General features: G+C 42.0%; 24 protein-coding genes and 1 pseudogene. 20 read left to right on the top strand and 5 right to left on the bottom strand.

The window, feature by feature from the left end; translation table 11 throughout:
- Positions 1 to 11: 11 nt before the first annotated feature.
- From QP775_RS04490 to QP775_RS04445, 10 genes and pseudogenes are all read left to right on the top strand, one after another.
- Positions 12 to 678 (top strand): annotated as a pseudogene (locus QP775_RS04490) (aldo/keto reductase); the annotation flags it as partial.
- Between the two features lie 278 nt (positions 679 to 956).
- Positions 957 to 1,676 carry a suppressor of fused domain protein gene (locus QP775_RS04485; protein WP_285103950.1) on the top strand — a complete coding sequence of 240 codons (720 nt, stop codon included), beginning with the start codon at positions 957 to 959 and terminating at the stop codon, positions 1,674 to 1,676.
- 231 nt (positions 1,677 to 1,907) lie between these two features.
- On the top strand, positions 1,908 to 2,873 hold the full coding sequence (locus QP775_RS04480; protein WP_285103948.1) for a hypothetical protein: 966 nt from the start codon (positions 1,908 to 1,910) through the stop codon (positions 2,871 to 2,873).
- A gap of 70 nt (positions 2,874 to 2,943) precedes the next feature.
- Positions 2,944 to 3,423: a DUF4265 domain-containing protein gene (locus QP775_RS04475; RefSeq protein ID WP_285103946.1), complete on the top strand. Its 480-nt coding sequence runs from the start codon at positions 2,944 to 2,946 to the stop codon at positions 3,421 to 3,423.
- A 142-nt stretch (positions 3,424 to 3,565) separates the two neighbouring features.
- Positions 3,566 to 4,168 (top strand): hypothetical protein, encoded by a 603-nt coding sequence (locus QP775_RS04470; RefSeq protein WP_285103945.1) that lies wholly within the window; start codon positions 3,566 to 3,568, stop codon positions 4,166 to 4,168.
- A 222-nt stretch (positions 4,169 to 4,390) separates the two neighbouring features.
- Entirely contained in the window at positions 4,391 to 4,891 is a 501-nt protein-coding gene (locus QP775_RS04465) for a suppressor of fused domain protein (protein WP_285103943.1), read from the top strand.
- A 45-nt stretch (positions 4,892 to 4,936) separates the two neighbouring features.
- Complete coding sequence (locus QP775_RS04460) at positions 4,937 to 5,809, top strand: hypothetical protein (RefSeq protein ID WP_285103941.1); 873 nt, start codon at positions 4,937 to 4,939, stop codon at positions 5,807 to 5,809.
- Positions 5,810 to 6,010: 201 nt separating this feature from the next.
- Complete coding sequence (locus QP775_RS04455) at positions 6,011 to 7,387, top strand: hypothetical protein (RefSeq protein ID WP_285103939.1); 1,377 nt, start codon at positions 6,011 to 6,013, stop codon at positions 7,385 to 7,387.
- A gap of 175 nt (positions 7,388 to 7,562) precedes the next feature.
- Positions 7,563 to 8,273, top strand: a complete 711-nt coding sequence (locus QP775_RS04450; RefSeq protein ID WP_285103937.1) for a HEAT repeat domain-containing protein — start codon at positions 7,563 to 7,565, stop codon at positions 8,271 to 8,273.
- A gap of 115 nt (positions 8,274 to 8,388) precedes the next feature.
- Complete coding sequence (locus tag QP775_RS04445) at positions 8,389 to 9,237, top strand: stalk domain-containing protein (protein ID WP_285103935.1); 849 nt, start codon at positions 8,389 to 8,391, stop codon at positions 9,235 to 9,237.
- A gap of 203 nt (positions 9,238 to 9,440) precedes the next feature.
- Here QP775_RS04445 and QP775_RS04440 read toward each other — a convergent pair whose 3' ends face one another.
- Positions 9,441 to 10,175 (bottom strand): class I SAM-dependent methyltransferase, encoded by a 735-nt coding sequence (locus QP775_RS04440; protein WP_285103933.1) that lies wholly within the window; start codon positions 10,173 to 10,175, stop codon positions 9,441 to 9,443.
- 406 nt (positions 10,176 to 10,581) lie between these two features.
- Here QP775_RS04440 and QP775_RS04435 point away from each other — a divergent pair, with 406 nt between their 5' ends.
- From QP775_RS04435 to QP775_RS04420, 4 genes are all read left to right on the top strand, one after another.
- Positions 10,582 to 11,106: a VOC family protein gene (locus QP775_RS04435; RefSeq protein WP_239331366.1), complete on the top strand. Its 525-nt coding sequence runs from the start codon at positions 10,582 to 10,584 to the stop codon at positions 11,104 to 11,106.
- Between the two features lie 55 nt (positions 11,107 to 11,161).
- Positions 11,162 to 11,797 (top strand): pentapeptide repeat-containing protein, encoded by a 636-nt coding sequence (locus QP775_RS04430; protein WP_285103931.1) that lies wholly within the window; start codon positions 11,162 to 11,164, stop codon positions 11,795 to 11,797.
- Positions 11,798 to 11,943: 146 nt separating this feature from the next.
- Entirely contained in the window at positions 11,944 to 12,561 is a 618-nt protein-coding gene (locus QP775_RS04425) for a DNA-3-methyladenine glycosylase family protein (RefSeq protein ID WP_285103929.1), read from the top strand.
- Between the two features lie 16 nt (positions 12,562 to 12,577).
- A complete protein-coding gene (locus tag QP775_RS04420) occupies positions 12,578 to 13,261 on the top strand; it encodes a DNA alkylation repair protein (RefSeq protein WP_285103927.1) in 684 nt (227 codons plus the stop codon).
- Positions 13,262 to 13,557: 296 nt separating this feature from the next.
- On the opposite strand, the gene QP775_RS04415 is transcribed toward QP775_RS04420, so the two are convergent.
- The 4 genes from QP775_RS04415 to QP775_RS04400 all read right to left on the bottom strand — a co-directional run bounded on the left by QP775_RS04415 (position 13,558) and on the right by QP775_RS04400 (position 15,858).
- Positions 13,558 to 14,376 carry an SPL family radical SAM protein gene (locus QP775_RS04415; RefSeq protein WP_285103925.1) on the bottom strand — a complete coding sequence of 273 codons (819 nt, stop codon included), beginning with the start codon at positions 14,374 to 14,376 and terminating at the stop codon, positions 13,558 to 13,560.
- A gap of 99 nt (positions 14,377 to 14,475) precedes the next feature.
- The gene (locus QP775_RS04410) at positions 14,476 to 15,189 is read right to left on the bottom strand and encodes a 2OG-Fe(II) oxygenase (protein ID WP_285103923.1); all 714 of its coding nucleotides are present in this window, start codon (positions 15,187 to 15,189) and stop codon (positions 14,476 to 14,478) included.
- The gene (locus tag QP775_RS04405; RefSeq protein WP_285103921.1) at positions 15,182 to 15,730 is read right to left on the bottom strand and encodes a methylated-DNA--[protein]-cysteine S-methyltransferase; all 549 of its coding nucleotides are present in this window, start codon (positions 15,728 to 15,730) and stop codon (positions 15,182 to 15,184) included. Before QP775_RS04405 ends, QP775_RS04410 begins: the two co-directional genes overlap by 8 nt.
- The gene (locus QP775_RS04400) at positions 15,730 to 15,858 is read right to left on the bottom strand and encodes an Ada metal-binding domain-containing protein (RefSeq protein ID WP_483312001.1); all 129 of its coding nucleotides are present in this window, start codon (positions 15,856 to 15,858) and stop codon (positions 15,730 to 15,732) included. The genes QP775_RS04405 and QP775_RS04400 overlap by 1 nt, the downstream gene beginning before the upstream one ends.
- Positions 15,859 to 16,290: 432 nt before the next feature.
- Between QP775_RS04400 and QP775_RS04395 the strand changes: the two genes are divergently transcribed.
- The 6 genes from QP775_RS04395 to cysC are packed head-to-tail and all read left to right on the top strand — an operon-like array spanning position 16,291 to position 21,936.
- Positions 16,291 to 17,136: an STM4015 family protein gene (locus tag QP775_RS04395; RefSeq protein ID WP_285103919.1), complete on the top strand. Its 846-nt coding sequence runs from the start codon at positions 16,291 to 16,293 to the stop codon at positions 17,134 to 17,136.
- 2 nt (positions 17,137 to 17,138) lie between these two features.
- Positions 17,139 to 18,356 (top strand): STM4014 family protein, encoded by a 1,218-nt coding sequence (locus QP775_RS04390; RefSeq protein WP_285103917.1) that lies wholly within the window; start codon positions 17,139 to 17,141, stop codon positions 18,354 to 18,356.
- 20 nt (positions 18,357 to 18,376) lie between these two features.
- Positions 18,377 to 19,162 (top strand): STM4013/SEN3800 family hydrolase, encoded by a 786-nt coding sequence (locus QP775_RS04385; RefSeq protein ID WP_285103915.1) that lies wholly within the window; start codon positions 18,377 to 18,379, stop codon positions 19,160 to 19,162.
- A 19-nt stretch (positions 19,163 to 19,181) separates the two neighbouring features.
- Positions 19,182 to 20,558, top strand: coding sequence for an STM4012 family radical SAM protein (locus QP775_RS04380; RefSeq protein WP_285103913.1), 1,377 nt, complete (start codon positions 19,182 to 19,184; stop codon positions 20,556 to 20,558).
- The gene (locus QP775_RS04375) at positions 20,555 to 21,412 is read left to right on the top strand and encodes an STM4011 family radical SAM protein (protein WP_285103911.1); all 858 of its coding nucleotides are present in this window, start codon (positions 20,555 to 20,557) and stop codon (positions 21,410 to 21,412) included. The genes QP775_RS04380 and QP775_RS04375 overlap by 4 nt, the downstream gene beginning before the upstream one ends.
- Before the next feature lie 14 nt (positions 21,413 to 21,426).
- Positions 21,427 to 21,936 (top strand): adenylyl-sulfate kinase, encoded by a 510-nt coding sequence (cysC, locus tag QP775_RS04370; protein ID WP_285103909.1) that lies wholly within the window; start codon positions 21,427 to 21,429, stop codon positions 21,934 to 21,936.
- The last annotated feature ends 119 nt before the right edge of the window (positions 21,937 to 22,055 follow it).

The following is a 22,055-nucleotide window of genomic DNA, read 5'->3' as shown; positions in this document are numbered from 1 at the left end:
ATAAACGCCAGTCATGGGATGTACTCCTTCGCTCAATCGAGCAGAGTTTGACACGCTTGAGAACAGATCGTCTGGACTTTGTTTATATTCATGATGTCGCGCAAGACTTTTATGGTGATGAGTGGTTATCGCAATTTGAAATTGCCCGAACAGGGGCATTCCGTGCACTCACACGTTTACGTGAAGAAGGAGTAATTAAGGGTTGGGGACTCGGAGTAAACCGAGTAGAGCCGATTGAACTTATGCTTGAATTGGAAGAAACGAAACCAGATGTATCGTTGCTGGCTGGTCGTTACACCTTATTAGACCATAAGCACTCGCTGCAGCGGGTAATGCAAACACAATATGGATATTGTCGTTGGTGGTCCATATAGCTCAGGTGTTCTTGCTGGAGGAACTCACTTCGAATATCAACAAGCGTCACCAGAAATTATGGCAAGAGTTGCGAGAATCAGAAATATTGCAGATCGTCATCACATCAGCATCAAGGCAGCTGCTTTACAATTTTCACTGGCTAATCCTGCAGTTGCTGCTGTCATACCTGGTGCTAGTCGACCTGAGCGAATTGCAGAAGACAAAGCTGCATTGAACACGATCATTCCACCTGCATTCTGGGAAGAAATGCGCGAACAAAAACTAGTAGCCCCTCATACTCCTCTACCAATTAACGTTAACTAAAAAGGAAAGTAATAAATATGGCAATAACTACGACCTTTATTAAAATTTCTGCTTCACCTGCACAGGTATGGCAATTACTCGGGGGGCTTTGACCAGCGTTATTCCAGTAAAGGAAATCACATCGCAACAGGTTAGTAAGGTGCTGTTTGCCATCAGGGGTGGCAAACGAAAAGTGGCGTACGACTTACCTATGAACGGGGTTGGGAATTATTACTTGCATATAGACATTATGGTATGATGAATTAGATGAAAATATAGGAAGCAAGGGAGAGACGACCGTGTCAAAATTGACGGAATATTCGGAGTCAGGGTACCCAATCTATCGCTATGGCGATAGGCAGCATGTTTGGCAGCCACCGGAGTACGGGGAAGAAGGATGGAGCGAGAAAATCGAAGACCACGTGCGCCAGTATATCGGAGAAATCGATTCCGTTTTCCACGAAATCCTATCGGATGTCGTTCATATTGATGTCCACGTCATAAAACCGACACCCGAACGCAATTATTATACGTTATTTACAACGGGCATGAGCTTTAAGCCCATGAATACGCCAGAAGGCGCAGAAGACTACGAATTCGCAGAATTGATGATCTGCTTGCCGCCGGATTGGCGGATCTCGCAAGAAGATTTAGAAAATCACGTGTATTTTTGGCCTATTAAATGGCTCAAAATGTTAGCTCGTTTTCCCCATGAGTACGATACTTGGCTAGGCTGGGAGCATACGATGCCTAATGGGGATCCGGCTGAACCGCTATCACAGCAAACGGAAATGAGCGGAATCATTTTGCTGCCTCCTCTTGATGTGGATGAAGATTTTCTTTCGCTGGACATGGGGGATGGGCGAGCCGTACACTTTTATGCCATCATCCCTCTCTATTCAGAAGAAATGGATTTGAAGTTGAAGCACGGCAGTGACCCGCTACTGGATAAATTCGAGGAATACGGCATTAACGAGATTATCGATTTGAATCGGCGCAATACGTGCAAAGCTGACTAGAAGTTTTGGCAGCTAATCGATATCCAAAGAGAGGATGACGTCATCCTCTCTTCAGAACAGATTTATTCTGCAAAATTAAGGTCGTTCCATTACCTGCCTCTTAACAGGGTTATGAGTAGTGATTGAGGGACTGGAGAAATATAGATTCCAATAGAAAAGTGTCGATAGATTTCTCAAAACTGGCTTAATAGATGACTCAAGGAGGTCCGCTATGGTATCGGATTTTAACCTATGAATGCAATTTTAATAACGTTCAACAAGTGTGCTGCGATCGAAGATGATTACTATATGTTTGCATCTAAGCCGGATGATTTAGATGACTTGTCTGAGTTCACCAGGATTTTTTATTTTGACGATCAAGCTCCTGAGAACAAATGGCGTCACTTAGACATCCCCTATTTTTCAACTATATGTCTTTGTGTTGTTAAGTCTGCGCTGGGTAGTCAACGTAAATATGCTGCACTTTCGAAAAACGGAGATATTTCATATTACTGGCCTGGGGGACAAGGCACAGAAAAAATAGTAGATGCCGGATTGAAAAAGGTTGCACCGATGTATGGTTATCTTAACTCTTTGAAGGAGATTGATGGCTGTTTGTACGCATGCGGTGGTGGTGGGCAAATATATGTTCGTGATGCTAATCAATGGCATGATATCGCAGGTGAACTAAGAAGTCCCGCTCCAATAATAAAGCCCAACCATGCAATAAATCAATTTAATATCGGCGATGACATTGCTGACATCGATGGATATTCCGCCAAAGATTTATATGCAGTCGGACGGAATGGAATATATCACTACAACGGGCACTCTTGGAGGCTTTGCCAAGTATTCACTGACGAGATTATGATGAGTGTAATATGTGCCTCCAACGGTGTCATTTGGACATGCGGATTTAATGGAACCATATTGCGCGGAAATGCAGCCAGCGGGTTCGAAGCTGTCAGCCACTACGATGACGATATGATTTTAACAAAGATGGCGTTTTATAGAGATCATATCTACTTCGCTTCGAATGAAGGATTATTTTTACTTGATTATACAAAAGAAAAGTCCAGGCTTCAGAAGATTGATGAAATTGTAGAATGCGAAGATATTTCGGTCGTTGGTGACACTTTGCTATGCATTGGCTCAAAAAGTATTTACATACTCGACAAACATGGGTGGAGAGAGTTAAAGCACCCTGATCATACATGAAGATGCCACGTTAACTATAAAATACATGAATAAATGTTATGCAAAGATTGACGCAGTTGAGGAGCAACATATGAACGATAAATTAACATTGATTCAGGTTTTTGCTGGAACCTATTCAGAGGGAACAGTTTTAGAAGAGCTTCCTGCAGAATACCTAAGCGATCAAAAATTTAAATTATGTGCATCTCCAGGGTTAGCTCTAGGGCTTGCAAAAGGAGATACAATAAAGCTCCATCCAAACGGAGATTTTGAGTTAATAGAGCATGGTGGGAATTTTTGTGTTCAAATTTACAAAGAGCAGCCTATCAAAGAAATATTAGAAGCTGCTGAAATAATAGTCAAACAAGAGCTTGCTGGCTCTTTAGATGGTTTTCATAATGGCTCGCTTGCCTTCACTGCTCCTATCAGCAATGGATTTCATGCCACCAATCATGTTTTCAATAAGATTAGAGACTTATTGGAGTCGGAATACTATTACTCTAATATTTACAAAAATCCATATCATTTAGAAGATGAAGAGTTGGTTAGTTGGGCTAGAGATCTGGATTAACCGTTCCCAAACGTCTGTTCTTCGGCACTATGCACGATCTCTCGGATGGCGAGCACCTGGTGTATCGTCAGGTCCAATTGGCTATCAGATTGCAGATTTCACTAATGTACACCCAAATGCTCAAGAAGCATAGGAGGCAGATATGGTTGATGAAAGGCATCTTGCTTATTTCAAAGAACTCTTGGAAGGAAATGCTGAAATTTCATTTAGAGCATATCTTTCAAATCATGAAGATTCTTTGCGAAAGCAATTCTCTCCGGCAAGATTTACAAGACTAAGGTTCAAGTCAATTGATGAAATCGTTAAGATTCTTGACGAAGAAAAAGTACCCTACATCATGAATGATCAGGCCATAAGAAACGAAAAATATTTGGCGACATTTCATCCTGATGCATTGAATGAAAAAGGCAGGCTCAAGGAAGGATTCAAAGACACCCTATTCAACGGAATTGTTCACGATTTTAAAACGAAGGGAGAAGATGCAGTCTTAACCCTCCATCAATACATCGAGTTCCCTAAAAACATCAATCATAAAAGAAATATAGAAAAACTCGAAGACATCGAATATTTCGCCGAAACGGAATTGTGTCTAGGAGATCAAAGTCTTGGTCTTTTTTTGCTGAAGGTGCTAGCATCTATGGATCGTCAGTTTTCCGAAGTGGATGATATTATCCATAGAGCTCAGGAAGCTATAATGAAGTTTTCAAAGAACATAAGGGTGGAACACCAGAACCAAGTGGAGTAAAAACAAGAGACAACGAGAGAGTTATAAACTGCTTCCTTGCACTTAAAGCTCCAAATGGTTTCCATGATACGAAAACGGAGAAAGCCATTAAAGAAAAAGGTGATAGATGTGCAAATCAATAAAGAGTCATGCCGAGAAAAAATTCTGGAATTCGACATCAGAAGAACAATTATACTTAATTTGTATATCAAAGAATGGTCTATGCCGGAATATAGAGTCATAATGACAAAACCAGAGATTGGCGTATATATTGAGATATATTATTTTCCATCAATTAATGATAATATCCCTGCAAGATTCGCAACAGTCGGCCTATCTAATTTCATTCGAAAAACTGGAAAACCTATTGAGACTGAATGGATGCTAGCATTAAAACCCGATTTGGGGCAAGAAAACATTGATCGTATATTCACATATTTCTGCGACTTAATTGCCCATAATATTGAAAATATAAAGTCTTCGGGAGTACCACGAGTAATGACTGAGAGCACACTCGCACCAGAGAACTGGACTACAAAGGCCCTTTTAATTGATGAACTAAGAGGAGAAAGTGAAGATTTAGAAGAAATAAAAATAGGTGAAGAAGTAATTAGTGTCTTGTGGGTTGTCCCAATTACTCCTAAAGAAGCGTATATAATTTTACAAGAAGGCATAGATGCTTTTGACGCTTATATAGAAAATCATCCGCATTCAATAATCGATCCCACTCGTCCTGATAAATAAGCAGCTTAAGCTGAGAAAAATACGCTGAAGAGGATGGTGCATCCAATGAACAATATTACAGAAATCAATAGCCTGGAAAATTGGCAATCTGCTTCTCGTGAACGACGCGGAGATATTTGCAATTCGATAATCGAGAAATTACCAGGCAGATTCAAACTCGCAAAACCGTATCTATTAAAAAGCCCCAGTAATGGTAAAGAAATAGAAATACCATGTTTTTATGATGAACTTTATGAAACACCTTTAAATCTAATATTTGGTGGAGACTTTATATATGGAGCCTGCTCTCAACATATTGAGAGCATCAGAAATATATGCGAACCTAACGACTGGTCCATGATTTCTCAACTTATCCATCAATCAGATGGTAATGAAAATACTCATATAAACCCATTCCTAATGAGCCGCTTCCCTGTTTACGAGTGGGTACTGGAGGAAAATATTAATCTATCAAATGATTTAGAAAGGCCTGATTTCTATAGTGAAGATGGGCCATTTCCTGCCTATGTTAACTTACAAGAAGCGACATCTTTTATGGAAAAAAGCGGGTATAGAATGCCGTGGGACTCCGAGTGGGAGTATGTCTCCAAGGAATTCAAAAATAATTTATTCACATGTGGAGAAGAAATTCCATCACGAGATTTATCCGATGACATTTGTCTTACTCAATTTGGTGATAGCGGGCTCAATTATGCTGCATCCAATAATTTTGGCATAGCAGGTCTTGCCATTGCCGCGTTCACCCGCATTAAAGGAGCGAAAGATGACATAATAGTTCGTGGAGGCGCTGCCGGATTTTACCCGTTTCAACATCCTTCGCAATGGGCAATGCTATTGACCGAGCTGCAATTACCTATAAAAAATATGCCTGGCCAGTTAGCAGGTCTGCGACTATGTCTCGATATACCAGAATTATAATTCGCCTAAGGCGTCCTGATCTGAAAGCTAAGCCCTAATACTGATTAAGCCTGATTACGATCCGGCAAGCATAAGATCGGTAGCTGCGTTTCGCTAACGGGCAAGGCTGGTTGACGGGCGCAGCAATAAAAAGTTGAGATTGACCCTAATTTTTACATATGAGAAAATAGTTAAAACTTACTAGTGAAAGGAAAACAAGGTATGGACACCCTTTTTCAATTCATTCCACTTAGTCAGCTTGCAGATAAGTTTCCGGAAGGCTCTTGGTGGGCCAAGTATTATCAGGATTTTAATGAGGAACATCTTGCCGCATATTATGAAGGGGATTTGACACTACCTGCTCTTAATCTGGATTGGGAGCAGCCTTTTCCGCAACAAAAAGAGGTAATCCTCCTTTTTATTGATGGAAATTTTGCCGTAGACAATCTCTTTAATAAAGAAACTGATGGTGCCATAGGACTTGTGGTAATCGGTAATTTGAGCGCGAAAAATATAGCTGTAGGCGGTCAGGAAATTTATGTGTCGGGCAATCTGTTGGTTGCTGAAATATTGTGCGGTTCCTACAATCATGGGGAAACAATTGTAAAAGGTGATCTCAGCGCTGCGGTTTTAGTTCAGGATGATGAGTACAAATTCCAAGTGGACGGGCAGAAATCGATCGCATGCCTAGTAAATGTGTGGGAGGGAGACGGTGTACTTCAGGAGCTCCCGGTGGGTATTCATGAGGTTTTGATCGATGAAGTTTTTCTGGACATGGAAGAGGAGGATGCTGGCTTTTCTTTTGACACGCTGGCAACCGTTATTGCAGAAGGACGTTCCGCATTAAAAGAATTAAATGTAACCCGCACGAGAGAGAAACCTGTTCATTTATATTTTACCCATAATACGATCAATGAGGAAAATATATTAAAATTGACACAGTGTATTTTAATGCCGAATGACATGCCATCTTTTGATTTTCAGGAAAAAGGCGTATTTTTCAAAGCTCAGCAGGAACATATTGATGCTGACGGGGATCAGCGGGATCTCAGCGTTTATATGGAAGATACACGGCATCAGTATTACATTTGGCTAGAGCAAGATCATTCCATCGGTTTGTTGAGGAAAACCGTAGATAAGGAGTCTGAGTGGGAGAACATTACGGAAGAGTCTCAAGAAGTGCTAGCAGAGATTAGCGATTGCTGGACGATGTTTCTGACCTGCGTTAATATGGCTGAGCTTTATTTGCGAAACATTGAGGTACAGGATGTGCAAGACATTTTGCAGTATCCTGTCATTCAGGCGTTATCTATAGAAGAAGCGGAGGATGACGGATTCTGGGACGGCTCAAAATGTTACACCTTCCGTCAGGCCCGCATAGACGAAGATGGAGATTACCTAGATGCTAGGATTGAAATCAAGACTCCTGATGGAGCGTATTATTTTTATTCACTGGACAACGGAACTTATGTTTCCCGGCATTATCAGCCACCGGATCAATATGGTAAGCAGGACATGTCCTTTTTGGACTGGAGGCGTTGGGAGGCATCAGAGCAGTATTTTGTAAGATTCAAACAATTTATTGCGCAGAAGAATTGAGAATGGCATCTATATTCTAGACGCAGCTTGTACAAAACCAAACGAAGAAACCGGATATGAATATTCAACTAACGGGACACGATAGTTGAATTACATGTAGGCTGCTATAAGGCGGCCTCTTCTCAATTAACAAGTAGGTTAGCTCAAAAGTATCTTTTTTCAAAGGAGCAGAAATATGTTTATAGATCTTTTTAATAGATTCAGCATTACATTACCTATTAGATTAGTTGAAGAGTTAGAAACTCACAGCAAACAACAGAAGGATCAAAAATACTTTTTAAGATTAATGGAATTTGATGAAATCATTGAGACAGCAGATTTTATGTCTGAAATGGAGGGTTATCAAGATATTATTCCGTTATGGACAGATGATAATTCGAACTACATAGGTTTACATTTTCAAGGTGCATGCAAATACAGGATAAGTTACATCAATCATGAGGAAACGGATTTATCACCAAGTTTTAGAAGTATAAGTTCATTTATAACTAAACTCGAACTACATCCTAATTTGGATTGGGATGAATTAAAGAAAGACTATCCCTCAGAAATAGAATTTAGTCATACTGAGCTTGCTGAAGACTCAATTTGTATTGAAGAGCTGAACAAATTGATAAGTTCTAACGAACTAATAAATGATGATGTTCGTTGTCAGTATATTTTTTCAATCATGGCATTAACACCGAAAAGATATCTTGATTCATTAATAAAGTATTTAGATGATGAAGATATGTATGTGCAAGAGAGAGCATGTGAGATTATTGGTTTTCATAGATACATTCCGGCTAAAGAAAAGTTAACAGAGGTTTCTAAAAACGGAATGCATAATGGAAAATTAGCAGCCACAATAGCATTATCAAGAATAAGAGAACACGAAAGAACATAATTCGAAAATCGTCATTCTGCGTTCCAACTCCTATGGTAACAGCAACTTTTTATAAGATATACGCGTTTCTATTATAGAATGAAAAATACATTAAGTGGGTGAGGTTGCTATGAAAATGAACAATTGGAAAAATGCAGTTGCCATTCTAGTTATCATGTCATTTCTTTTTCCGCTTGGATCACATGAAACGAATGCAGCATCCAAGTACGTGAAGTTGGAACTGCAATGGGAAGACGGCCGTATCAACCATATTGAGACGCTGCTTAAGGACGGCGTTACTTACGGAAGTTTTTTCTCGCTGGGCAGCAACGCAGGTCTGCATTGGGAGATGGAAAGTGACAAGACGGCGGTTTTGAAAAGGAATCAGAAGCGTATTGTTGTCCATATGGGAAGCAAAATTGCCGAAGTTGATGGTAAAGAAGTGGATATGGGCAGAGAACCTGTATGGTATATTAGTCATCTTTATGTGCCGATTAGATTCCTTGCATCTGCTTTGGAGGGGGAAGTGGCCAATCAAGACACCAAGACGGGCAAGGTAACCGTGACAGGACTCAACAATTATACGGATACTTTTTATGGCAGCATGATGGGATACAACTATACGATTCGCGCAGGAAAAGGGGATTTAGATATTACTAATGTTTATACGGGACAAAAGACTTCGATTCCGTTAGGCATAAAAGACATTAACTTGAATACTCATGTTCTCAACTTAAACTTCAAGGGGACTAACAAGAATCTACTTATAGTCACAATTGAATATTCTAATCGAAAGAGTGGAGAACATGACCTGTATACGTTGGTATTCAAGAATCAAGGGCTGATTCGTAAAACCATTGCTCACGGGTTAAAGGAGCAGCATGAAACGTTGAAGCCGGACGGCACAATTCAACTCATTGATGACAAAAATATACGTATTATTGATGATGGAACCGGCGATGTGCTTGAAGTAATTGCTCGGTAAAATGGCATTGAAATATGAATAGTGTAACGAAGACAAGAATAAAAAACATCATTATGCTGCGACCGTTTCTCAGTATTCTACCGGGGAACGGTCGTTTAGTTTCTTCTGAAAGCGTTAGTGGTTACGTAAGTTGAGATGGAATAAGTGGCTCAGTTCCAGGTTACTGGAACATTGAAGAAGGCAGATGCTTTTGTCATAATAGTCTATAGTTTTCTTGCTTTGATTACAAAAGTTACAGGAAGCATTTTCGCTCTTTGTGCAAACTCGCTGTTATCGTCCCGCATAATTTCATCATCAGATTGCTCAATCATTTGCTCAATTACGAATCCCGCTTTTGCCAACGCATTCACATAGGTTGATAGTTTACGATCCGATAAGGTTATCACACCTTCATCAAGAGATATCGAATACCAAGATTCATCGAAGTAACATTTATTAAAAGTAAGCGTATTATTTTCTGCAGTAACACATCTGTGAATAGGGTGAGACCAACTGAAAATAAATACACCGTCTTTTTTCAGGTAAGAAGCGATCCGGCGAAATGTACCCTCAAGGTCGGTGGTCCATCCTATGGCGTAAATCGAGTAAACAAAGTCAAAATAATCAACTGGCATACCACATTCCTCTTCCATGGGAGAACAAATCAATTTTGCTGAAAGACCGCATGCCTTTAAATGCTGCGCTGCCTTTTTGATTTGTTTTTCTGATATATCCACAGCCCATAGTTCAGATGCTTTGCGTTCCCCATGATATTGCAAGGATTGACCGTTTCCACAACCTATTTCCAGCATCTTTTTCCCTGACACATCACCAAAAAGCTGGCATTTTTCTTCTGAGACAAATGCGCCATAAAACGGAAGAACAATTGCTCTTAAAAAGTCATTTCCTTTTGTATCCCAATAGAAGCTATTTGTTTCATAAACAGAATTTTTGTCCATGCCGACGCCCTCCCAAATATAAATAATATGAGCCTAAACGTGTAGATTTCGACATGCGCGTTCTTCCAATTACACATATCGAACACGAACACTCTGTGCTCTTAACTCCCACATAATATATCGGTTTTATATATACAAATCCAGTTAAAATCATCCATCCAGCGTCCATTCGCAGTCAGAACCTGATGCTGGACCATATGGATGAAGGTAAGATAGAACTAAACGATCGCGGAAGTAAATTTAAATATAAGTAGATATGATCAACTTCAAAAACTTGACTGACAGTAGATGTCACTGAAGTTTTTTTATAATGAAGATAATCATTGATTACCGAGATGGATCGTTGGTATCACTTGATAAATGATAAAATAAGGAGAGCTTGTAAATGAATAAAGCAGGAGTAAAGTTGACTGAAAGCATAAAATATACGGCCGTATCAGGTAAACATACAAAGAATGGTACACCTAACGGCGTGACAACGATAACACCATTTATAACCGTGAAGGATCCTGTTAAAGCAATTGAGTTCTATAAAATTGTTTTCAATGCAAGGGTGAAGGATATTACTGAACTACCTGATGGGAATGGCAATAAAATAATTATCCATGCAGAATTAGATTTTGGAAATGGTTTTTTGCAATTGGGAGCAGCGAATCCGGCATATAAATTGGTCTTGCCGCCAGATGAAGACAATGCATGTTATTCTTTAGGAATTTATGTAATTAATGTTGATCAGGTATTTGAAAATGCAGTATCAAGAGGAGCAAAAGTAAGGGAACCAGTTACAAGTTTTGTTTCAGGTGATCGATTTGGTAGTATACTGGACCCTTTTGGAGTAAGGTGGAGTATTATGACTAGGATTGAAGATTTGTCAGAGGAAGAAAGTAGTCGCAGGGTTGCTGAATGGGCCAAAAGTTTTAGTGGAGAATAAATGCAATAATCATTTTGATAGCTGATCTATCAACGGATGAAGGATGGAGGACAATATGATATTTAAGATTGAGCAGCCTAAAATTCCAGTTGATTTGCTCGAAACAAGAACTATTCACTCATTAGAATCAAGAGATGAGATTAGTAATGGAGTTATTGATAATATAACAATTGAGTACCAGGATGCTGTCAAGGTTTCCATGGATAAAATGATTTTTAGAAATGTAACCATTACAGAGTCATCGTTGGAACAAATCGAACTTACAGATATTGTTTTCGAGAATTGCGATTTTTCAAATGTTAATTTTCCAAGTTCATTCTTTCATCGTATTGAATTTAGAAATTGTAAGCTAATTGGTACAAACTTCTCTCAGAGTAGACTTCAAAATGTCCGTATTCTGGACTGCTTAGCTGATTTTTCAAATTTTCGCTTCGCTAGATTTAAACAAGTAAGTTTTGAAGATTGTTCTTTAGAAAGCGCTGACTATTATGGTTCTACTATTCAAAAATTAAACTTTACCCGTTGTAATATCGATCAATCTTGTATGATCGGATTAAAGCTAAAGGGCGTCGATCTTAGCGACTGTAACTTTAATGAGCTAAGTGTCGAGGTTGAGGATTTAGATGGATGTATTATTGCCAGTCATCAGGCTTCAACTTTTGTGGGTTTAATGGGAATGATTATTCGGTGACTGATGCTTGTGAGGAATTATTATGTTTCAATTCAATTAGTTCTTAATCTTGCTGTTTCATTCGAGTTTTCACTTAAATACAGCCTTTTTAGGTATAGTAATAGGTGACACATTAGTTCTATCATTCACGATTGGAGGATAACTGGTTGAACAGAGTCGTGACCAAGTTTTATGAGTATGGGCAAAACGAAATCGATTATCTAAAGCAAAAGGATGAAATCTTGGGAAGAGCCATTGATCGTTTGGGGAAAGTCGAACGTGAAATCATTCCCGATCTATTTCCCGCGCTTGTACACGCAATAGTGGGGCAATTGGTGTCCGTTAAAGCCGTTCATACCGTTTGGGATCGAATGCAGGAGAGATTGGGCGAAATCACGCCTGAAAATATAACCAGACACAGCGCAGACGATATCCAGAAATGCGGGATGACGATGAAAAAAGCGGTCTGTATCCATTCCATTGCCGAAACGCTCACGACAGGTAAATGGGATATTGAAACGCTTCGCGATCTACCCGATGATGAGGTGATTCGTCAGCTGACAACGTTAAATGGCATTGGACGTTGGACTGCAGAGATGTTGCTTATCAATTCCATGGAACGTCGGGATGTTGTCAGTTGGGGAGATATTGCGATCCGAAGAGGGATAATGAAACTGTACAGTCTTTCTGATTTATCAAAAGTAGAATTTGAGCAGTATCGGCGTAAATATTCGCCATTCGGTTCGGTGGCTTCCCTATATTTGTGGGTGATTTCGTTTGAGTAAATAAGGAGTTACTACCATGGAAATGACATTGAAGGAACAGCTACTCGAGCTGGCAGAGCCGGGGTACCAAGCTTTTTCTGCGGCCTTGATCCCCAATATAAATAATGTATTGGGTGTACGATTGCCAGAGCTTCGCAAGATCGCGAAAAAAATGGCAACGGGCAATTGGACAGGCAATTTTATTGAAAACCAAGCAGAGTGGTTTGAAGAGGTTATGGTGCACGGAATGATTATTGGCTACTTGAAGGCGGACATTGATGAAGTTTTGTATCATATAGCCGCGTTTATACCAAGCATCGACAATTGGTCGGTATGTGATAGTTTTTGTGCAGGTCTCAAGGTTACTCAGAAGCATAAAGAGCATGTATGGGATTTTCTTCAGCCATATTTTGAATCCACAAATGAATATGATCTTCGCTTCGCTGTCGTGATGCTTCTTAATTATTATGTAGACGATATCTATCTGGATGCCGTTTTAAAAAAACTGGATGGTATTAAACATGAAGCATACTATGTAAAAATGGCTGTAGCTTGGGCGATATCGATTTGCTTTATCAAAATGCCTGAGCCAACGATGACATACTTAAAATCTAATTCTTTGGACAACGATACATTTAACAAAGCTTTGCAGAAAATAACGGAGTCTTTCCGAGTAGACCAGGAAACCAAGCGTATTATTCGTAGTATGAAACGCAAATAAAAATATGTAACAAACGTAGGTTTGAGAATGAAAGTCGTGAGGTGGAAAATACCGAGTATTACAATGCGAACATGTTAACGCGGCAATAAGACTTCATTAGGCAATGTTCACGTCATTAAATTAAACTTATACATGATGGTGAAACGAAAACAGGTAAGGATTGCGGGGCTCCGGAATTCTTACCTGTTCTGTCTTGCCAATATATTTCTTGAAGTCCATAGGCTTCACTCAACTTCATCTATTACTTTTACACAGGATTGAAAATAAATGGAGACATGATTTTACATATGATCACGTTAGGGTTCAAAACCCTTCTGGCTGATGTAAAGTTCATCTTCCGAAAAGTGCTGCCGCATTTGCTCATAAACCAATTGATAGGCGGATGGATGATACCATTCTTCCATGCCCAGATTTTTATATAACGCTTGTAAGCCCAAATTGCGCGTTCGTTTACCGCCACTGCCGTCCCCCATAAAATAATCGTCTACACATACCCGGTTAACCAGGGGACGCAACATTTCTGCAAATCGCTTACTGCTCGGTAATAAGGGAGCGATGGCAACTTGTGTAGGAATACCGAATTTAGCAAGCAGTTGTAGTGTTTTAAGTCTTGCCTGAATGGGAGGAGCATAGGGGGCAAAGTGCTTGCGAATATCTTCCCGGTCTGTCTCTACCGTCATGCTTACCCGAACCTTGGCCCCCAGCTGTTGCAGCAACATAATGTCCCTGCTGACAAGTGGGCTGCGTGTCTGAACAAGCAAGAAGTCCGGGGGATTGTCGACCATAACCTCCAGTAAAGACTGCGTAACTTTCTCCTTGTGTTCGATTGGTTGGTAAGGGTCCGTACTGGATGACATGAAGATGGTAACCGGGCCCTTGACTCTGGCTCTGCGCAACTCCTTTTGGAATGTGACCGCAGCCTCTTTTTTAATATCTACCCAGGTTCCCCACTCCGCGCTGCGAAAAGTGGAGACAGGCATTTGCCGCACATAGCAATAGGAACAGGCGAAGGTACATCCTGTATAAGGATTTAACGAATGACTATAGCCGGACAAAAAACCAGTTCCTTTATTCAGCAGTGTTTTTGGTGTTTTGTACAAATACTGGACTGTCATCCTCGTTCACCTGCCGATCCATGCCTTGTATACGTATAATAGGCGAGACTGCAGTTCTTTGTTGAATCAAACTTGTATGTCGAGTATTCGGTTGTTCGTTCACTTCGCATCATGAAAAATAATCCCCATGCTGTAACGTGTTCCCGATGTGATTGTACCTACGCCATGTCGCAGAGTCACCCTATAATAGCCGCGTGTACCTGATACGGGCCGCTGCTGGGTTGGAAAGATTAATCCTTCACCCTGATTCAGCATAATGACATGACCTCTGCTCTGCGCCCGTGGCCGCTGCTCGATGAGTAAAGATTCGCCGCCTGTATAATCTTCGCCTCGTTGGTTTAGCGCAAATACGACTTGAAAGGGGAAGAAGATGTCACCGTACAAATCCTGATGGAGACAATTGTAGCCCCCTACTTCATATTTAAGAATCAGCGGGGTGGGACGAGTTTGCCCCGCCTGATGACATTGATCGAGAAAGGCAGCCAGAGTATCAGGATACTCTGGTGATCGATTCAAACGTTCCAGCCAGCGATTAGCCGCTTTGGCGAGCTCCGGGTACAGGCCATCACGAAGCTGTTGTAACAGATCTGGAAGGGGAGTTTGATAATATTTGTACTCTCCGATTCCGAAACGATAACGCGTCATATCGATGGTTTTGCGATAAAGTGATTCATCTTCATAGCCTTCCATCAGACTTTCACACACATCGGAATTAAGAAGACATGGTAGTTTGGCGTAGCCCTGTTCGTCAAGTGTCTGGTGCAACTCGGACCAGTTAAGATTGACTAATGATGGTATACGTTGGTCAGACATGGTGCAGCTCCTTTTCAAGGATTGGTGTGCTTTGCTCCAGTTCCAGCAGTTTTGTTTTCATGTCCATTCCGCCGCGATAACCCGTCAGCGATCCATTCTTGCCGATAACCCGATGGCAAGGAACCGTAATTAGAATCGGATTTGAGCCAATGGCAGTACCAACCGCTCGAACCGCAGCCGGTTTTTGAATCTGATGAGCAATCTCCGAGTAAGACCGGGTTTGACCGTAAGGGATATCACAAAGTGCCTTCCATACAGCTTCCTGAAAAGGCGTTCCGCGATAAAAGAGTGGGATGGTGAATTGATTAAGTTGACCTTGAAAATATCGAACAAGTTCATCTGCATACGGTTGCAGCTTTTCATCATCTTGAATCAGCCCGTGTCCAGGAAAGCGGTTATTTGTCCATGTCGCCAATTCTTCGTATGGCTGATTCTGCGAGCCCACAAAACATAAGCCTGCTTCAGTTGCGCCGATATGCACCTTCCAATTTTCATAAGAAAGCAAGGTCCAATAGAGAGGACTGCTGTTTTTAGTTGTCATTAAAATGCCTCCTTCAAGTGTTTTTTCAGCCGTTGGTTGACTTCCAGCGTTTGCCCGTGTGGCTTGCGCCGTTTGCAGGGACGAAAATATGCGGCTAATGCGTGATCGACATTTTTGAAAAAGCCGATTTATTCCCCTTTGGGCAGTCTTGATTTGCAAGACGGTTAACAAAAGTTAGTATAACCCTGAAAACAGGCTTTTGTGTGCATTTTGGAATGTAATAGCAAGATAGCGAAATTACAATGACAAGTCCTTATGTGACAATAAGATAACTGTTAACTCACGTTCAGAGAGGATGATAAACCTGTGGATCCAGGTAGAAGTTCGAATTTATTTAATAAGCCCCCAATATACGCTCTTAAGAGCAAAATTTAAGTGTAGATTCGAGGCACTCGTGAAGCTGTATGCCAGTTTGACTTTTACAGAAAAAGATCCAGATATCGGGTTCTCTTCTGTTAGTCAATTATGTAGGATTTATTTATTAATTGGCAAACATTTGTAACTCGCAAGTATGGCTATTATAATAAAAGTTAGTATTCATTTTAGGAGGTATTGTTGTTATGTCCGAATGTAAATTATCTGTCGATTATGATCAATATGAGAAAGGTGTCAAAATCGTAGACTTAATAGTGGAAATGGCAGACAAGGATGAGAGCTTGCAACTTGAAAGTCTCGTCATCGGTGACTGGGGCGGAGCCTACGAGAATGATTCCAGTGAAATTGTCGAAGTTCTTGTTCGGTTGAAAGACCGCTTTCCGCAGTTGCGGAGTTTATTTATTGGCGATATGTCCTATGAAGAATGCGAGGTCTCTTGGATTAACCAATCTAACCTAGGACCGATTCTATCTGCCTATCCCGAGCTTCGCTCTCTCACAATTAAAGGAAGCACAGGTCTCAGCCTAATTCCGGCTCACCATGACAAACTGGAGGAGCTTACTATTATTTGCGGCGGTCTTAGTAATGACGTCATTACTAGCATAAGTGAAGGTAGTTTCAAAAACTTAAAGAAGCTAGAACTTTATTTAGGGGTAGAAGAGTATGGTTTTGACGGAAGTCTCGAGGATGTGCTCCAGTTGATTGAACCTGGAAAATTCCCTCTGCTTTCCTATCTGGGGCTCAAAGACAGTGAAATTCAAGATGAAATTGCTATTGCGGTAGCCAATGCACCGATTCTTGATCAACTACATACGTTGGATCTTTCTATGGGGACCTTGACAGATGAGGGGGCTGAAGCACTTATCCATAGTGAAAAGGTAATGAGACTGAAGAACCTTGATTTAAGCTATCATTATATGTCGGATGAAATGATGAATCGTTGGAAGCAGTCAGGGCTGAATGTAGATATCAGCGATCAACAGGATTCAGATGAAGACGAGGATTATCGCTATCCTTCATTGACGGAATAACGATGGAATCGATGATTATTATTGGCAACTCCGGTAATAGAAGAACAACCGGACTGCAAGCGGCAAGAGCTCGGCTGGGGTTGCCCCCAGCCTTTGTTTTGGATTATAGGGATGTGCTGCAGGGAAATGCATCCTTAAGTTCGCTTGCACAAAGCTCGGGGCTAATGTTTGCTGAATCTCCATTGCTGCGGATCGACGCGCCCGGGGAACATTTTGAAGTAGAACGTGAGCTGATTGCACTTGGCGCCCCTGATGCGGCTAACACTCAAATAGACGAGCGTTGGCTGAGATACAACAAGAGCGTTGTTCAGCCTATTTTGGTAAGGATGGCCAAAGGGCTGAAGGAGATCAAGGGAAAACTCTATCATCCCTCCCAGTGGTTTCGTGGGTATTGCAAGCTGTTATCTCGATTGGACAGGGAGGCAGCACAACTGTGGAATACCCCGCGATGGATGAATGCTCCCGAGGATATAGCCGCCATGTTCGATAAAAGGTATACGCACCAGATCTTATCATCAGCTGGATTACCGGTGCCAAGAAGATTAGCTGCACCGGAAGCCATACCGGATTACGATACACTTCGGGATGCAATGGCAAAAGAGCGAACATATCGTCTATTTATCAAGCTAGCAACTGGTTCTGGCGCATGTGGTGTAATCGCGTATCAGGTAAACCCCGTTACAGGAGCGGAATCGGCCGTGACGACGATAGGTGTGGAGAACTATCTCCGTAGACCACCTGTATTTTATAATGTAAAAAAGCTGATGAACTATAAAGAACACCAAGTCATTCGCCAAATCATCAACTGGTTATTAGGACACGGCGCTCATGTAGAGCAATGGATTCCAAAAGCGTCTTATCGGGATCGCACTTTTGATATCCGGCAACTTGTCGTAGCAGGTCAAGCTTGTCACAGTATTGCAAGGGCAAGCAGAACACCTATAACGAATCTGCATCTCGATAGTGATCGAATGAGTTTGGAGGAGGTTGGCATGTCTGACAACCTTCAAGCTGCCGTACGACAATGCGCTGAACAAACGTTATCGGTATTTCAACGCTCTACCGTCGCAGGCATAGATGTACTACTGAGCAGTGGTTCCTATAGACCGTATGTATTGGATGTTAATCCGTTTGGGGATTTACTGTATCATAGCCATTATGAAGGACACGATCCCTATGAATGGGAAATGAGAATGGCTTCACGCTCTACGAATATTTAAAATGGAAGAGGATCACCACGATGTTTAACATGAACGAAATTGTAGGCAGTCATGATATTCTGATGATTACGCTGGATACGCTGCGATATGACGCCGCTGTGTTGGAGGAAGCAAACTGTCCGAATTTGTGCGGGGACGCACATTGGGAAAAGCGACATTCGCCCGGCAGCTTCACTTATGCAGCCCATCATGCTTTCTTTGGCGGATTTCTGCCGACCCCCGCTACGACAAACAAGTCAGAGCATGTTCGATTGTTTCATTCGAAAAATACGGGATTAAAGACACATCCGTTTACATGGCAATTTGATTCAACGGATCTCGTATCTGGATTGCAGGTAGCGGGCTACCGTACGATTTGTATAGGTGGAGTCATCTTTTTCACCAAAAAAGTTCCGCTCGCTAAAGTTCTTCCAAGCTATTTCCAAGAAAGCTATTGGCGGATGACCTTTGGAGTTACGAATCAACGCTCTACTGAGCACCAGGTGAACCATGCCATCAAGCTACTGCACAATTCGGAGCAGACAGAACGTCTGTTTCTGTTTATGAATATATCAGCGATTCATGGGCCCAATCATTATTTTGTACCAGGAGCAAAGAAAGACTCCATAGAGACGCAGCGCGCGGCACTTCGATATGTTGACGGTGAGCTTGGTCGATTATTTCAGGCATTCAGAGAACGAGAACGGCCTGTATTTTGCATGGCGTTCTCTGATCATGGCACCGCCTTCGGTGAAGATGGCTACAACGGCCATAGACTAGCGCATGAGGTCGTGTGGAACGTGCCTTATCGCGAATTTATATTGTAAGGTGAGAGGAGGGAACATGATGAGCCATACGGTCTACCCTAATTACACGGATATCATCCAGAATTCGGAGGCTCTGCGCAGTTGGAAAGAAAACCTCACATCAGAGCCTTACCGATCTTATCTATACGCTTATCCACACAAAACCTCCTATCGAGAATTGGAGAGGAAGCTGCCGCTTTCCGAATTGTGGAGTCAGGAATTAGCAGATACGTTATTTTTATATATGCATATTCCATTTTGCGGAGCACGCTGCGGTTTTTGCAATTTATTCACGTTGCCTGACAAGAGGGCCGACGTACATACCAATTATGTGGATGCTTTGGAAAGACAAGCTGCACAATGGGCTCCGCTCATTCCAAATAAACCGGTTGCCAGATTTGCAATTGGAGGCGGTACACCGACTTTACTGGAACCTACCCAACTGGATCGGTTGTTTCATATTGCTCAACATGTGATGGGCATGAATCCAAACCAAGCTTCCATCTCGGTAGAGACATCCCCCGAGACGATCACCACCGAACGCTTGGACATTTTAAAAAGCAGGCAGGTGGATCGGGTCAGCATGGGCATTCAAAGCTTCGTAGAATTTGAAGCGGATGCGATCTATCGTCCTCAAAAGCCGCAGGAAGTCGAAAGAGCTCTGAGACAGCTCAAGCTGTATCAATTTCCGATCCTTAATCTGGACTTGATTTATGGCCTTCCTGGCCAGACCCTTGATAGCTGGATATATTCGCTGGATAAGGCGTTGTCTTATGATCCAGAGGAGTTATTTATTTATCCGTTATATACTCGTGAGCACACGATCGTAAAGCCAGAGCAGATCAGGCAGAGTGGCGAGGATCAGAGACTAAGCTTCTATCGTGTGGCGCGGGATCGTTTGCGTGCACATGGATATACCCAGTACTCGATGCGGAGATTTGCCAAAGCAGATGCTATGTCGGAGAAATCATTACTCCCTTATGGTTGCCAGGAGGAGGGCATGATTGGACTTGGCTGTGGCGCACGATCTTACACGAGAACAGTCCATTACTCCTCGCGATACAGTGTAGGTCGTTCAGCTACAGCAAGCATCATTGCCGACTATGTGGCTTCAGCCGATTATACCCATGCAGATTATGGCATTGTGTTAAGCAAGGATGATCAGCAGCGACGCTTTATCCTAAAAGCACTGCTTCATACAGAAGGCTTGGCATTGAGCAGCTACGCGGAGCGATTCACATCGTCAGCTCTAGTAGACTATCCCGAGTTGAATCTGCTTGTGCATACGGATCTGGCTGCTATAGAGCATGAGGTGCTGCGTCTGACGGATGAAGGGCTCATGTACTCCGATTCTATAGGGGATTGGTTCATTTCTCCAGAAATACGGGCGCGCATGGAAAGCTGTGTACTGTTATGAAAGTGACGATTTATTTTCGCGGGAGCTTGAGCTCATGCAATTATGATTGCCCTTATTGTCCTTTTAGCAAGAATATGGATAGTCAAGAGACATTGGCAAAGGATCGGCTGCAGGTGCAGACATTTGTCGAGTGGGTAAGGACACAAGAAGGAAGCGGGCATCAGTTGTCCTTGTTTTTTAATCCATATGGTGAAGGACTTACGCATCGGTGGTACAGGGAAGCTTTGGTTAAGCTGTCGCACATGCAGCACGTTACTAAGGTCGCTATCCAAACCAACTTATCCGCTAGGCTCGATTGGACAGCCGAATTGGATCCGGTTACTGCTGCATTTTGGGTAACCTACCATCCGGGGCAGACGGAGGAAAAGCGATTTTTACAGCAATGCAGCAAGCTTTATGAACAAAAAATACCGTTCAGTGTAGGCTGTGTCGGTGTTAAGAGTGCGTTCAACTCCATTTCTTCATTAAGGAATGCACTACCTGATGATGTTTATATGTGGGTCAATGCCTACAAAGATAAACCAGAATACTATTCTGCCAAGGATACCGCATTTTTGACCGAGATTGACCCTTATTTTGTCCTTAATGCCAAAGATTACGATAGTATGGACAAGCCGTGCCGTGCAGGAGAAAATGTGTTTTATGTCCAAGGCGACGGGCGCGTAAAACGCTGCTATAAGGACCGTCAAGTGATCGGAAATTTGTATAAAGATGGCCTAGATGGAATCTCTAAAGAACGCCCATGCCGTATGAGGCAATGTGATTGTTACATAGGTTACATCCATATGGAGGAGCAGCCGTTTGATTCTATTTACGGAGAACGTGCACTCGAACGGATTGCTATTTTATCATAAAGGGGAATAGTGCATTGGTTGGGACAGCAATATGGTTAACAGGGATTCCAAGCTCTGGTAAAACGACAACAGCGTTAGCTTTGACAGCGGCTCTTCAGGAAAGAGGCGTCAGGGTCGAATGCTTGGATGGCGATGAACTCAGGCACAACGTAGGACGAGAGCTTGGATTCAGTAGAGAAGATCGACTAGAGAATATTCGTCGTGCCGTTTATATTAGCAAGCTGCTGAACCGCAATGGTGTTACGACAATCATCTCCATGATTGCACCCTATATGGAAATGCGGGACTATGCGCGAGCAGAGCTGGAGTCATACGTTGAAGTGTATGTGCATTGTCCATTGGAGGAATGTGTACGTAGAGATGCGAAAGGCTTATATGCAAAAGCAATAAAAGGCGAAATCACAGCATTTACCGGTATTTCTGATGTCTATGAACCGCCCGTGCATCCGGAAATCACGATACATACTCACACAAACAGTGTGGAGTCTAACGTATGCGAAATTTTGGAGTACTTAATGAAATAATCAAAAACGATTGCCTGGTTCCTAAGAGGAGAGGTAATCGTTTTTAAGCGTCGATTTTATTTCAGTGGAGCAATTCAAAAAAACGGCCGCTGTTCGCATCGTTTGCGACAGGGCCGTTC

Origin of the sequence: Paenibacillus sp. UMB4589-SE434, assembly GCF_030226685.1 — a bacterium.
In the GTDB taxonomy this organism is placed as follows: Bacteria; Bacillota; Bacilli; order Paenibacillales; family Paenibacillaceae; genus Paenibacillus_B.
Note: the sequence above shows the minus strand (reverse complement) of the source record. Positions and strands in the feature narration are given on the sequence as shown.

Excerpts from the sequence above, each read along its gene's own strand:
- QP775_RS04480 (WP_285103948.1), top strand. The coding sequence starts at position 1,908 with ATGAATGCAATTTTAATAACGTTCAACAAGTGTGCTGCGATCGAAGAT.
- QP775_RS04475 (WP_285103946.1), top strand. The coding sequence starts at position 2,944 with ATGAACGATAAATTAACATTGATTCAGGTTTTTGCTGGAACCTATTCA.
- QP775_RS04470 (WP_285103945.1), top strand. The coding sequence starts at position 3,566 with ATGGTTGATGAAAGGCATCTTGCTTATTTCAAAGAACTCTTGGAAGGA.
- QP775_RS04465 (WP_285103943.1), top strand. The coding sequence starts at position 4,391 with ATGACAAAACCAGAGATTGGCGTATATATTGAGATATATTATTTTCCA.
- QP775_RS04460 (WP_285103941.1), top strand. The coding sequence starts at position 4,937 with ATGAACAATATTACAGAAATCAATAGCCTGGAAAATTGGCAATCTGCT.
- QP775_RS04455 (WP_285103939.1), top strand. The coding sequence starts at position 6,011 with ATGGACACCCTTTTTCAATTCATTCCACTTAGTCAGCTTGCAGATAAG.
- QP775_RS04450 (WP_285103937.1), top strand. The coding sequence starts at position 7,563 with ATGTTTATAGATCTTTTTAATAGATTCAGCATTACATTACCTATTAGA.
- QP775_RS04445 (WP_285103935.1), top strand. The coding sequence starts at position 8,389 with ATGAACAATTGGAAAAATGCAGTTGCCATTCTAGTTATCATGTCATTT.
- QP775_RS04440 (WP_285103933.1), bottom strand. The coding sequence starts at position 10,175 with ATGGACAAAAATTCTGTTTATGAAACAAATAGCTTCTATTGGGATACA.
- QP775_RS04430 (WP_285103931.1), top strand. The coding sequence starts at position 11,162 with ATGATATTTAAGATTGAGCAGCCTAAAATTCCAGTTGATTTGCTCGAA.
- QP775_RS04420 (WP_285103927.1), top strand. The coding sequence starts at position 12,578 with ATGGAAATGACATTGAAGGAACAGCTACTCGAGCTGGCAGAGCCGGGG.
- QP775_RS04415 (WP_285103925.1), bottom strand. The coding sequence starts at position 14,376 with ATGACAGTCCAGTATTTGTACAAAACACCAAAAACACTGCTGAATAAA.
- QP775_RS04410 (WP_285103923.1), bottom strand. The coding sequence starts at position 15,189 with ATGTCTGACCAACGTATACCATCATTAGTCAATCTTAACTGGTCCGAG.
- QP775_RS04405 (WP_285103921.1), bottom strand. The coding sequence starts at position 15,730 with ATGACAACTAAAAACAGCAGTCCTCTCTATTGGACCTTGCTTTCTTAT.
- QP775_RS04395 (WP_285103919.1), top strand. The coding sequence starts at position 16,291 with ATGTCCGAATGTAAATTATCTGTCGATTATGATCAATATGAGAAAGGT.
- QP775_RS04390 (WP_285103917.1), top strand. The coding sequence starts at position 17,139 with ATGGAATCGATGATTATTATTGGCAACTCCGGTAATAGAAGAACAACC.
- QP775_RS04385 (WP_285103915.1), top strand. The coding sequence starts at position 18,377 with ATGTTTAACATGAACGAAATTGTAGGCAGTCATGATATTCTGATGATT.
- QP775_RS04380 (WP_285103913.1), top strand. The coding sequence starts at position 19,182 with ATGAGCCATACGGTCTACCCTAATTACACGGATATCATCCAGAATTCG.
- QP775_RS04375 (WP_285103911.1), top strand. The coding sequence starts at position 20,555 with ATGAAAGTGACGATTTATTTTCGCGGGAGCTTGAGCTCATGCAATTAT.